Below are 11899 nucleotides of genomic sequence, written 5' to 3'. Positions count from 1 at the left end.
CGGCGGACCCGGGCGGGGGTGAGCCGGCGGGGCTCGGCGGGCCGTTCCCAGGGGCGGCGCAGATCCTCGGCGAGGGACCGGGCCAGGCGGAGTTGGGTGTGGGCGGCGATGATCAGCCAGGTCCACAGGTCGGCAGTGGCGGGGTCGCGGACCTTCGGCACGGTCCAGCCCAGGGTCTGCTTGAACAGCCGGAAGGTATGTTCAAGATCGAACCTGCGGAGGAACGCCTGCCAGCGCAGGGCGACGTCTGTTCCGGTCATCGAGGTGCGCGAGGAGCACAGCCACACCGGCTTCGGGTCGCGGTCACCGGGCAGGTACTCGACCTTCAGCCGGATCAACGTGCCGTGGATCAACGGGAGTTCACCGCAGTGGTCGAGCCAGGGACCGCGGGCCTGCAGGCGGGGGTGCATCCGGTCCCAAGCGAGGGCCTCGGCCCGGCCGTAGCGGGCGGTGTCGCAGCTCGTGGCGGCGTCGGGGGCATGCCACGTTTCGGGTTTGGCGAAGGTGAGGACACCGCCGTGCTTGCGGGGCTGCCCGCCGCGCGGAGTGGAGCGGCGAGGGCCGGCGTCACGGAGCATGACCCGGTCCGAGCGGAGCCGGCCGACCAGCTCGACGGGTAGGTCGGCCAGGACGTAGGCGAGGCGGGTGACGTCGTAGCCGGTGTCCATGACGATGAGGATGTCGGGGTCTCCCGGGCGCCACTGCCCCGCTCTCACGAGCCGGGTGACGACCTCGCGGAGCTGGCCGGCGGTCACCGCGGTCGCGTCGTCCGCCGGCCCGAGCCGGATCGCGTCCAGCAGCGCGGTCCAGGACGTGCGGCCGCTCTCCAGGGCGGCGACGAAGGAGTAGGGCCAGCCGGGGATGAACTGATCCGCGCTGCGGCCCCGCCCATAGACGTGGCAGAACAGCAAGTCCGGGCTGGTGGGGGCGTCGGGCCGCAGCCAGTTGCTCACGTCGACGGCGAGCACGATCCTCCCGTCGGCGGCACGCGGCAGTGGCGTGGAGGCCAGCAGCCTGCGCAGGCGGCGCGGCTCCAGCCAGCCGTGGTTGACCGCGTCGTACATCGCCCCGTGCCCACGCCGGTGCTCGGCCGTCAGTGTCAGCTCGACCAGCGACGTCACCGGACCGTCCGAGCACAGCACCGCATCGGTCAGCTCGAAGAGCGCATCCGCACGGCTGTAGAGGCATTCGTAGAACTCAACCCGAAAGCGGGACAACACGCCCAACGGCTCGACGGCAGGGGCATCAGTGGACAGACTCATCGTCAGCGGCCGTTCCTTCGCACTTCGTTACTCGACATCTCGAAGCGTGGAGGACGGCCGCGTCACGCATGCCCGGAAACCGGAGACTTCAGCAGGTCGGATGACGTGCGAGGTTAAAGATCAAGGTTAGTTCAGGGGCAGGTCCCTGGCCTCAATGGGCGCGCCCTCCAACACGGAGGACGCTCAGGTAACGGCGTGATGCCCGGTCGCCCAACCGCATGCGGATCCGCTCGGCGACGGTGTCGAGCAAAGGCTCACGGACTTCGCGATCGAGTCTCCGGTACAGCGACAACGAGCGAAGGTGATCGGCAAAGCCGTCCCCGGTGAACCACTGAACAGTTGGATACCAGCGCACAATCGTGGGGCCGAACAATTCTCCGGGATCGTCGACCAGGCCCCAACCCTCGTCGGTACCGCGCACGTCTTCCTCGAGTGGCGGATGACCCCAATCAGGGTTCCCTGGGCAGAACCGCTCATGGAGATCGGCGGTCGCGGCATACACCTCCGGTTCTCCCGTCCGGCGGACAACGACGTGGCCGAGCAGCGCCATCCAGCCTCCGGGATGGAGCATGTCGTGCGCTCGCTGCCAGCCAATCAACGGGTCAACCCAGTGCCACGACGACGCAGCCACGAGGACATCGAAGCGTCGACTGCAATTGTCCCACTCCTCAAACGTCGACGTCTCAACTTCGACATTGCGGAAGGAGGCGATTCAGTGGCGAGCGAGTGCGGCCATGTCTGCGCCCGGCTCGACGGCGGTCACTGAGCATCCGAGCGCTGCAAGCGAGCGCGTCGCCTGCCCGGTGCCGCAGCCCACCTCCAGCACCGACGACCGTTTGTCCATGCCGGTGATGGCGCATAGGTCCGCGAACAACTCGTCGGGGTATCCCGGCCGGACCCGGTCGTAGAGCTCCGGCACCTCGTTGAACACCCGGCCGAGGCCGTGTCGATTCGGGTGCGTCTTCGGATCATCAGTCACGAAGGCACAAGCTATGAGGCCCATCCACGGAGACGCCACTGATTTGCCGGCAGCTGTTGCCGCGCTGCCGCCGGTAGTTCAGAGAAGAGTTCGCCATCGCCCGGTCCGTCGGCGACCTCATCGAAGAGCGTCACGCCTCCGCCGGCGCCGTCAACGACAACCAGGTCAAGTTTGCGGAGAAGGTCCTGGAGGAGATCCACGCCGCGCAGTGTATGGCCGACGCCATCGGCTCGAAGCACCCCGTCCGCGTCAAGGTCGACAACAACGGCATCGGTCACGGCGTGGTGTCCATGCTCGAGCGCTGGGGGGAGAACGGCCGCCACAAGGCACAGATCGTCGGCGTCATGGTGTCCGAATCCCCCAGCCAAGGCGACCCGGGTGCCGTCATGCGGCCGTGGCACAAGAGGGACGAGATGTGGCTCGCCACTCGCAGCCTCCTGCAGCCCGACCCGTCCACCGGCCGCGGCCGGATCCGGATGCGGATCGGTAAGAAGACTGCGGCGCAGCTCTCCACTCCCAAGCTGCTGTCCAACACCGGCAGCTTCACACCAGGTCGAGTCCAAGAAGTCGATGAAGCGAGAGACTTGACTTCCTCCTCCTCGTGAACGAGGGGGATTCCTACGGCTCGCGCCGTGGGGTTTTCTGCTTCATCGCCGACCGCCCGCCCGGAGAACTCCGTTGAGGTCTTACACCGGCTCCACAGACAGACACCGCCAGCCCGGCGGCCAGAAGGTTCTCAGCGGCGTTCACGTCCCGGTCATGGGCCGTGCCGCAACTGCCACACGTCCAGGTACGGACGCCCAGCGGCATCGCCTCGGCGAGGCTGCCGCAGACAGAACACAGCCGGGACGAAGGAAAGAAGCGGTCCACCGCGATCACTTCCCGCCCGTACCAGCCGGCCTTGTACTCCAGCATGCTCCGGAACTGGGCCCACGCGGCATCCGAGATGGCGCGGGCCAGGCTCCGGTTTTTGACCATGGTGCGTACGGTCAGGTCCTCGATCACGAGCGTTTGGTTTTCACGCACGAGTCGAGTGGTCAGCTTGTGCAGCACATCGCGCCTGCGGTCGGCGATCCGGGCGTGGATCTTGGCGACCTTCTGGCGGGCCTTGCGCCGGTTGGCGCCCTCGCCCTTGGCCTTGCGGGACAGCTCCCGCTGGGCCTTGGCCAGGCGCTCGCGGTCGCGGCGCTCGTGCCGGGGGTTGGCGATCTTCTCTCCGGTGGAGAGGGTCAGCAGGTGGTCCAGGCCGACATCGATACCCACGGCCGTATCGGTGGCCGCGAGCGGCTTGACCCGCGGGTCCTCGCACAGCAGGGAGACGAACCAGCGTCCGGCGCTGTCCCGGTTCACGGTCACTGTGGTCGGCGTGGCGTTGTCGGGCAGGGGGCGCGACCAGACGATGTCCAGCGGGTCGGCCATCTTCGCCAGGGTCAGCCGGCCGTCGCGGAACCGGAAAGCCGACGAGGTGTACTCCGCGCTCGCCCGGGAGGTCTTCTTCGCCTTGAAGCGCGGGTACCTGGCGCGTTTGGCGAAGAAGTTCGCGAAGGCGTTCTGCAGGTGTCGCAGTGCCTGCTGCAGCGGGACCGAGGAGACCTCGTTGAGGTAGGCCAGTTCCTCGGTCTTCTTCCACGCCGTCAGCAGGGCCGAGGTCTGGTTGTAGTTGACCCGTTCCTGCCTGGCCCACGCCTCAGTTCGGGCGGCGAGGGCCATGTTGTAGACCTTGCGCACGCATCCGAAGGTGCGCGACAGCTCGGCTGCCTGCGCATCGGTCGGATAGAAGCGGTACTTGAAGGCCCGCTTCACGCCAGTGGCCATGGCTCACCAACTAGCACATCAACTTGTGACCACATGCGGGTAGTTGATGGTGGACGCCGATCCGCCCAGAGGGCGAATCGGCTTTCCCTGCCCTGCTCCGCAGGAGTCCCTTTCCTCCCCCGCCTGAAGGCGGGGGTATCCACGGAGGAATCCCGATGAAGTCACCCGACCGTGCCGAGGCTGGCCTTCTGGCCCTCTACGAGCCGGACCCGCTGAACCAGCCGCGCTGCCGCGGCCTGCTCAACTAGCTGGCTAGACGGTGCGGCGGACCTTGGCACTGTGTCAGTGGAACGGCGGATGCCGGTGGACCAGCCGCGGGTACAGGGGGTGATCCGATCCTGGAACATTCTAGGTTCCGCCCGTTGCCCGCCGACGTGACAATCGCGGCAGCGACATCGAGTTCGGACCAACTGACCATGAAATCGGGGATTCCATGCACGTACCCATGCGCCGAATCGGTCTGACCACCGCCCTGGCGGCAACCCTCCTCGTTGGCTTCGGCAGCGGCCCAAGTGCCGCTGCGACCACGTACGAGAAGGACATTGAGCGAGACTGTGGCTTCCTGAAGACGGCGAAGTACGAGTTCTCCATGACCAAGTACGGCGCCGAATCCCACAAGTGGGACAACGCGGAGTGCGCGGGCCATGCGTGGGTGAAGGTCAAGTACAAGGACCGCGTCACGGGAAACATCCGCTACTCCGGCTGGAGGCACAGTGACAGCACGGCGGAGTGGGGCTACCAGGAAGTGAACTCCTCGCCCATCCTCAAGAGCTACCACAAGGGCTGCGCCGACTGTAAGGAGTACGTCCTGCCCGACGACGCAAGCTGAATAGTCCTCTCCGTGCATCCGATGTCAGTGTGAGAAGCTGCTGGCTTTTCGATCTTGAGCGGTGTTCATCGAACGGGGTCTCGATCGGGTGATCGCGGCCGGTGCCGGGCATGGGAACAGGGCCTCTTGGTAGCTCGGTGGGTGTCTACGCCAACTCGTGCGTCAGGAGGCCCTGTTGTCGCAGTTGTACGCCACCGCAGAGGCGGAGTCCACTTCGGCCACTCTCGCGTGTGACTGTCTGGCTCACCGGTTCGGAAACGCCGCCGACAACCCGATGCGCGAGCGCCGGTATCCGTCGGACATGACGCAGCAGGAGTGGATTCTCGTCCGGCCGCTGCTGCCGGTGCCGGGCTGGATACGCGGCCGTGGTGGTCGGCCGGAGGCGTACTGCCACCGCGCGATGCTCGATGCGATCCGGCGCATCGTCCACCGGACCCAGTCATGCCGTATCCGCCACCGCGCTTCTCAGAGACAGCGCCCCGACGGGCTTCCCGAGGCCTTGTCTGGTCTTCACATCAGCCCCCGGTCTTAAGCTGGCTCATACCGCTCTTCCCCGGGCCGCACGAGCTAGCTGAGCACCGAGAACGAGGCACGATTCCTGGACCGCTCGCGGACGCGGTCGTGGACGGTCGAAGTACGCGTCAGTTGACCCGAAGACCGACCGCCAGCGTCAGTTCAAGGACCCGGTGTGGCGATGCGAGATCCGGAAACAGCTCCCGCAGCTGCGACATCCGGTACCGGACTGTCTGAGGATGGACGAACAACGCCGCCGCCACCTCCTCCCGCCTGCCCTGGTGCAGCAGCCACGCCCGCAACGTCTCCTCCAGCCGCCGCGCGGTCGCGACAGGCAAGGTCCGCAACGGTGCGAGGGCTCGGGCGCGCAGGTCTGCGAACGCGTCCACGTCGGCGCTCAGCACCAGCTCGGGCAGGTGGTCCTCGGTGTCTCGAACATCAGAGGAGAGGGAGCGCGCGCGTACGGCTCGTGCGTACGAGGCGGACGCACGAGTCCATGGCCGGGCCGGGCCGACCACGGCGGCGCGGTCGGTCATCTGCCTCAAGAGATGTGATCGGTCGGCATCGGGGACGAGCAGCACACCGGTGGCATCCGGCAGATCGTCGAGGACGAGGGTGCTCGGGTCAAGTGTGCGGTAGGCAGGCCGGGCCTGGGCGGCGGGCAGCAGGACCGCGGTCAGCGAAACCGGAGGCTGCCACCCTGCCCGTTGAACAGAGGCCAGCAGCACGTCCGGGCTCGCGTCGGTGAGGAGGTCGCGGACCAGTTGTTCCAGGTGGCGCTCATGAGCCCGCCCCCGGGCCGCCAGTTCGTCGGCGTGGCCCGCCGCGCTCGCAGCGGAGAGCTCGTCGATGTAGGCGAAGGTCAGCTCGGCGAACTTGGCGACCTCGGCGGCGGGCAGACCTGCGGGTACGGCACCCGCTGCCAGGCATCGCCAGGCCACGCGGGCGCCGACGCGGTAGGCGCTGAGCAGGGCGTCCATCGAACGGCCGTCGCGCACCTCGCCGCGGCCCAGCTCGTAGGCTGCGTCACCGGCGTCGCCGCCTGTGGCGTTCCCGCTCGCGAGGTCCAGGTAGTGCCCCAGGGCGGTGCGGACGGCTCGGCGGATGGTGCCGCCCATGCGGCCCGAAAGGGCGTTGGCGTAGGGAGGGACCTCGTCGATGATCGCCTCGACGACCTCGTCGGCGGTGGTCTTCAGCGCGGCCCGAAGTGCGGCGACCGTCGTCTCATCCAGGGCCAGCTCGCTGGCCCTCCGGATTGCATGACTCACGTCTCTATTCCCTGCGAACAATTCAGTCAGCCAGATTTACGTCCTGCGGTCAGGACTTTACGCCTTGGGCGCAGCAAGCTGGAGTCATGACGAGTACAGCCCTCCGCAGCAGGGCGTGGAAACTGCTGGAGATGGTCACGACGCCGCTGCTGCCGTCGGACTACCTCGACCTGGTCAGCCCGCTGCGTGCGGGCGCTGACCTGCGTGGGCGCATCGAGGCCGTGCACCCCGAGACGGGTGACGCCGCGACGATCGTGATCAGGCCGGGACGGGGCTGGCGCGGCCACACAGCCGGTCAGTACGTGCGGATCGGGGTCGACGTCGACGGGGTGCGCCTGTGGCGTGCCTACTCCCTCACCTCACCGACCAACCGCCAGGACGGCCGCGTCACGATCACCGTGAAGGCGATCCCGGACGGCAAGGTCAGCAACCACCTGGTCCGCAGGGCCAAACCGGGCACGCTGATCCAGCTCGACCAGCCGGCCGGTGACTTCGTGCTGCCGCAGGCCAAGCCCGCCAAGGTGCTCTACCTGACGGCCGGCAGCGGCATCACGCCCGTGATGGGCATGCTGCGCGACACCGAGGTCGACGACGTCGTCATGGTCCACTGCGCGCCACAGCCGCAAGACGTGATCTTCCGCAACGAACTGCACGACCTGTCCGCGGACAAGAAGCTGCGGCTCACCGAGGTGCACACCGACACAGACGGCATGCTCGACATCGCCCGTCTCGACGAACTCGTGCCCGACTGGGCCGAGCGCGAGACCTGGGCCTGCGGGCCCGCGGGCCTGCTCGACGCCGCCGAAGAGCACTGGATGGAGCACGGCGTCCAAGAGCGCCTGCACACCGAACGCTTCCGCCCCAGCATCGTCGTCGCCGGCGACGGCGGCGAGGTCACGTTCAGCGCCACCGGCAAGACCGCCGACGCGGACGGCGCCACGCCGTTGCTGGACATCGGCGAGGAGGCCGGCGTGCTCATGCCCTCCGGGTGCCGCATGGGCATCTGTTTCGGCTGCGTCACGCCGCTCAAGGCGGGCGCCGTCCGCGACCTGCGCACCGGCGAGATCACCGAGGCCGAGCCGGGCGTCCTCATCCAGACCTGCGTGTCCGCCGCGGCGGGCCCCTGCGACATCGAACGGTAGGAGCACCTTGACCGCCATCGACCCCACCGCACACCTGACCGCGGAGCAGATCGAGGAGCTGGGCCGCGAGCTGGACGCGATCCGCGACGAGGTGATCGCCGGCCGCGGCGAGAAGGACGCCGCCTACATCCGTAAGGTCATCTCGGCGCAGCGCAAGCTCGAGCTGGTCAGCAGGGGCGTGCTGCTGTTCTCGATCTTCCCGCCCGCGTGGCTGCTCGGGACCGCCGGGCTGTCCGTGGCGAAGATCATGGACAACATGGAGATCGGCCACAACATCCTGCACGGCCAGTGGGACTGGATGCGGGACCCGAAGATCCACTCCACCACCTGGGACTGGGACCACGTCTCGCCGGCCGAGCAGTGGAAGCACTCGCACAACGAGCTGCACCACACCTACACCAACGTGATCGGCAAGGACAACGACCTCGGCTACGGCATCATGCGCGTCGACGAGGACCAGAAGTGGCACCCCTTCCACCTCGGCCAGCCGCTGTGGAACTTCCTCAACGCCTGCTTCTTCGAGTACGGCATCGCAGCGTACGACCTGGAGCTCGGCAAGAACCTGCACAAGCGCCGCCGCAAGAACCCCGAGTTCCGCGCGCGGGCCAAGGCCGTGGGCCGCAAGATCCGCAAGCAGGTGCTCAAGGACTACGTGATCCACCCGCTGCTGTCGGGCCCGTCGTTCCTCCCCACGCTCGCCGCCACGTTCACCGCGAACCTGGTCCGCAACATCTGGACCCACTCGGTGATCATGTGCGGGCACTTCCCCGAGGGCGTACAGGTCTTCGAGCGCCAGTCGATCAAGGGCGAGACGCGCGGCCAGTGGTACCTGCGCCAGATGATGGGCTCGGCGAACATCAGCGGCAGCAAGGCCATGCACTTCATGACCGGCAACCTGTCACACCAGATCGAGCACCACCTGTTCCCGGACCTGCCGAGCAACCGGTACGCCGAGGTCGCGGTGAAGGTGCGCGCACTGTTCGAGAAGTACGAGCTGGAATACGTCACCGGCCCGCTGCCCAAGCAGGTGTTCTCCGCGTGGCACAAGGTCTTCCGGCTCTCGCTGCCGAACAAGAAGCCCAAGGTCAAAACGCCGGACCGCGAGCAGGAGCTCGTCGCCGCCTGATTCCCGGTACCGGTTCAGATCTCTCGGCCGAACCCGGCGGCACCGCCGGGTTCGGTGAGATCCGTTGCGGACGGTGGGCGACCGCGACGTCAGACCGTACGACACGGGATCCGGAGCAGCCAGTGTCCGGCTGCGCTGCTACCCGGACGTACGCCAGGAGCTCAGCACACGGCCCCCGGCGAGGTGTTTGCAGTGCCCCGGCCTGCCATGGCCGGGCCGGTGGTCGGGTGCGTACGCGCACTCGGTTTGCCGACGGGCGGGCTGGGTGGAGCACCCGTCCGTCGAAGCCTGGGAGGGGGACATGGAGCGGCTGGGTCCAGCGGGCGGGGAATGCATGCAGCCCGTAGTACGCCCCCGCGAGGCCTCCGGTCACCGCGGCGACGGTGTCCGTGTCACCGCCGAGGTCGATCGCCGCGTGTATCGCGTCTTCGAAGCTGGTGGTGGTGCGCAGGGCCCAGACGGCTGAGCCCAGGCAGGGCCAGACGGCGCCGTTGAATTCGGTCGCCTGATCGGGGTGCCATTGGGGCGCGAGGACAGTGGCGTAGCGGCCGCGGTGGCCGGGGTGGACAAGGGCCAGGATGTCCGGGAGCGCGGCGAGGGGGTCGGTGTCCTCGAATGTGAGGCGGATGAGTTCGTGGAAGATCGCGCTGCCCTTCCAGGCCGCGCGGTCGCCGTGGGTGAGGGCGGCGATGCGGTGGGCCGCATCCATGGTGGCTTCCTGGCCGGCGGGTGCGAAGTGAACCGCGGAGGTAGATGGGCTGTGACCGAGGTACGCGCCAAAGGGGCAACGAGACGATCTTGAAGCCCTGAGCGCTCGGCCCGTATTTCAGAGGGACACGGCACTGTTCTGCCAGCGGCAGAACACCGGCCGGACGGGGCTCGACGATCACTACAGTCCAGTCTCATGACGACGATTACGACGCGTACGGTCGAGTACCCGGCCGACGGTTTGACGATGATCGGGCACCTCGCGCTCCCGGCCGGTATCGACCGCCGACCCGCGGTGCTGCTCGGACCAGAGGCATGGGGCTCAGCGACGTCGAGCGCCGCCGGGCCGATGCTCTCGCCGAGCTGGGATACGTAGCGCTGGCCTTCGACCTTCACGGCGGGCGCTATTTGGGCGACCCCGATGAGATGCTGGCCCGTTGCATACCACTGCTCTCTGATCCCGACCGGATACGGGGCATCGGCCATGCGGCGCTCGACGTGTTGCGCACCGAATCGCGGGCCGCCCCCGACCGGATCGCCGCCATCGGCTACGGCACCGGAGGCGCCGTCGGGCTGGAACTCGGGCGCGACGGCGTCAACCTGCGCGCGATCGGGACAGTCAACGCACTGACCACGGGCCGACCGGGCGAGGCAGCGCGCATTCGCTGCCCGGTGTGGGCCGGCGTCGGGTCGGAAGACCCGATCATGCCGCCCGCACAACGGAACGCGTTCACCGCCGAGATGCAGGCCGCAGGCGTCGACTGGCGCCTCGCGGTCTACGGCGGCGCCTTGCACGCCTTCCACCACCCGCCGGTCGACCACCCCACGGTCCCCGGCGTCGGCTACCACCCACAGCACGCGCAGCGAGCCTGGCGCGACGTCGTCGACCTGCTCGCCGAGTGCCTGCCCGTGACGGAAGACCTGCGGGCATGACCCAGGCGAACAGCCGGGCGCCAGGCCCGGTCCGCCTTGGGCACTCACAGTCCCCTCCCCTCAAGGTCCCCACAGCAGAACCACATTCGGGCGGATGCTCGATCGCGGAGACGCGTTCGCAACTGCCGCAGTAAATAACGGATTTACTGCGACGGAGCCCCTGCCGTGATCCTCGCGACCTGCGGCGGTCCGCTCCGCCGCCAGGGCGAGGTCTACGCATTTACTGCGGCCTCACTGTGCTGACCACGTGCGAAGTCGCATCAAGATCAGCTCCTTGCCCCTTTTGGCGCGTATCTCGGCTGGACCCCCAGATGCCCGCATCAAGCAGCCGTTTCCCGCTGCTCGTTGGTTGACTTGGAAATGAATCGCGGCGGCCAGGTCCCAGGGCATGCCGGTGGTCAGGACGTCTTCGGTCTGCAAGCCGATGTCCTTCGGTTCTGATGCCGCCCACCGCTGGAAGCGGGCGAAGATGTCCGGCAGATCCAGTCCGCTCCGCTCCAGAGGGACTCCGCGACCAGGACGGCCACCTGCGTGTCGTCAGTGGCCTCGCCGGGGTCCCAGCCACCGCCTCCGCACATCTCGCCACCGGCACCGGGCGCGGGAACCCGCGCGGAGAACGCTCGCGGGGGGGCCAAGCCCGAAGGGGGCGCCCAGGGCGTCGCTCACCGCTGAGCCGACGACCGCGCCGGCCGCTCGCTGAATCCGCTTCATTCGCGCAGGTTTATCCGCGCCGTGCCGACGATGCGCCTCACTTGAGGAGCACTAGATAGCCCGGCTCCACGCCGTCAATCGAGGTGATGGCTGAGCCGGTGACCCAGATGCTGGTCGGCTGTTGTCCTGTCGGGATCTGGTAGACCCCGTGCGCCGGTCCCCGGCTGCCCGGGTTGCGCCCGAACGTCGGTCCCGTCTGTCCTTTATCGGCGTAGTACTGCGCGTAGTCCAAGGCGTAGTCGGCGTCCTCATCCGACGGGGTGTATCGGGTGTCGCCGACGTTCAGGCTCACCGAGTCGTCGGCGTTCCAGACCGCCTCGCTCTTGCCGACGTTGAGCGCGTCTATGGCCACGACGCAGAACTGTTTGCCGGCCTCGGGTGTGGGAGTGGGGGTGGGCGAGCCGATCGACTCGGCTGCATGGGCCATGACGGCGGGGGCCAGCGGCTTGCCGCAGGTCACGCTGCGTACGGTGAACTGCCAACGGTCTGGGTCGTCGGCGGGGTCGTTGCTGTCCACGACCGTCACGGTGAACGGCTCGCCTGTCCGTACCGTGCCGAGCACCTCCGCCCGATGAGGTATCGGTCCGGAGCCTACTTCGCTGATCCTTGACAC

General features: G+C 67.9%; 10 protein-coding genes and 3 pseudogenes. 5 read left to right on the top strand and 8 right to left on the bottom strand.

Annotated elements, in window-relative coordinates; all coding sequences use genetic code 11:
* From G6048_RS42340 to G6048_RS51655, 3 genes are all read right to left on the bottom strand, one after another.
* Positions 1–1262: NF041680 family putative transposase (locus G6048_RS42340; RefSeq protein WP_165344934.1), on the bottom strand; the 1262-nt coding region annotated here is incomplete at its 3' end.
* 151 nt (positions 1263–1413) lie between these two features.
* Positions 1414–1893: a hypothetical protein gene (locus G6048_RS50490; RefSeq protein ID WP_235991008.1), complete on the bottom strand. Its 480-nt coding sequence runs from the start codon at positions 1891–1893 to the stop codon at positions 1414–1416.
* 81 nt (positions 1894–1974) lie between these two features.
* Positions 1975–2241, bottom strand: a complete 267-nt coding sequence (locus G6048_RS51655; RefSeq protein ID WP_328828583.1) for a class I SAM-dependent methyltransferase — start codon at positions 2239–2241, stop codon at positions 1975–1977.
* 212 nt (positions 2242–2453) lie between these two features.
* On the opposite strand from G6048_RS51655, the gene G6048_RS42330 reads away from it, so the two are divergent.
* On the top strand, positions 2454–2846 hold the full coding sequence (locus tag G6048_RS42330; protein WP_165344933.1) for a hypothetical protein: 393 nt from the start codon (positions 2454–2456) through the stop codon (positions 2844–2846).
* A 13-nt stretch (positions 2847–2859) separates the two neighbouring features.
* Here the strand turns inward: G6048_RS42330 and G6048_RS42325 are convergent, their stop codons facing one another.
* Entirely contained in the window at positions 2860–4056 is a 1197-nt protein-coding gene (locus G6048_RS42325; RefSeq protein ID WP_165344932.1) for an RNA-guided endonuclease InsQ/TnpB family protein, read from the bottom strand.
* Positions 4057–4501: 445 nt separating this feature from the next.
* On the opposite strand from G6048_RS42325, the gene G6048_RS42320 reads away from it, so the two are divergent.
* Positions 4502–4885 carry a hypothetical protein gene (locus G6048_RS42320; RefSeq protein ID WP_165344931.1) on the top strand — a complete coding sequence of 128 codons (384 nt, stop codon included), beginning with the start codon at positions 4502–4504 and terminating at the stop codon, positions 4883–4885.
* A 641-nt stretch (positions 4886–5526) separates the two neighbouring features.
* Here the strand turns inward: G6048_RS42320 and G6048_RS42315 are convergent.
* Entirely contained in the window at positions 5527–6666 is a 1140-nt protein-coding gene (locus G6048_RS42315) for a PucR family transcriptional regulator (protein ID WP_165344930.1), read from the bottom strand.
* A gap of 86 nt (positions 6667–6752) precedes the next feature.
* Between G6048_RS42315 and G6048_RS42310 the strand changes: the two genes are divergently transcribed.
* Together G6048_RS42310 and G6048_RS42305 are read left to right on the top strand one after the other, a co-directional pair.
* On the top strand, positions 6753–7808 hold the full coding sequence (locus G6048_RS42310; protein ID WP_165344929.1) for a ferredoxin reductase: 1056 nt from the start codon (positions 6753–6755) through the stop codon (positions 7806–7808).
* A gap of 7 nt (positions 7809–7815) precedes the next feature.
* Positions 7816–8934: a fatty acid desaturase family protein gene (locus G6048_RS42305; RefSeq protein ID WP_165344928.1), complete on the top strand. Its 1119-nt coding sequence runs from the start codon at positions 7816–7818 to the stop codon at positions 8932–8934.
* 259 nt (positions 8935–9193) lie between these two features.
* On the opposite strand, the pseudogene G6048_RS42300 reads toward G6048_RS42305, so the two are convergent.
* A pseudogene (locus G6048_RS42300) lies at positions 9194–9688 on the bottom strand (ADP-ribosylglycohydrolase family protein); the annotation flags it as partial.
* 150 nt (positions 9689–9838) lie between these two features.
* On the opposite strand from G6048_RS42300, the pseudogene G6048_RS42295 reads away from it, so the two are divergent.
* A pseudogene (locus G6048_RS42295) lies at positions 9839–10575 on the top strand (dienelactone hydrolase family protein).
* Positions 10576–10880: 305 nt separating this feature from the next.
* On the opposite strand, the pseudogene G6048_RS50480 reads toward G6048_RS42295, so the two are convergent.
* Both G6048_RS50480 and G6048_RS42285 read right to left on the bottom strand, forming a co-directional pair.
* Positions 10881–11286: pseudogene (locus tag G6048_RS50480) on the bottom strand (ADP-ribosylglycohydrolase family protein); the annotation flags it as partial.
* A gap of 37 nt (positions 11287–11323) precedes the next feature.
* Positions 11324–11899, bottom strand: a 576-nt coding sequence (locus G6048_RS42285) for a hypothetical protein (protein ID WP_206342815.1), incomplete at its 5' end; no start/stop codon positions are given.

Source organism: Streptomyces ureilyticus (genome assembly GCF_011045025.1).
GTDB lineage: Bacteria > Actinomycetota > Actinomycetes > Streptomycetales > Streptomycetaceae > Streptomyces > Streptomyces ureilyticus.
Note: the sequence above shows the minus strand (reverse complement) of the source record. Positions and strands in the feature narration are given on the sequence as shown.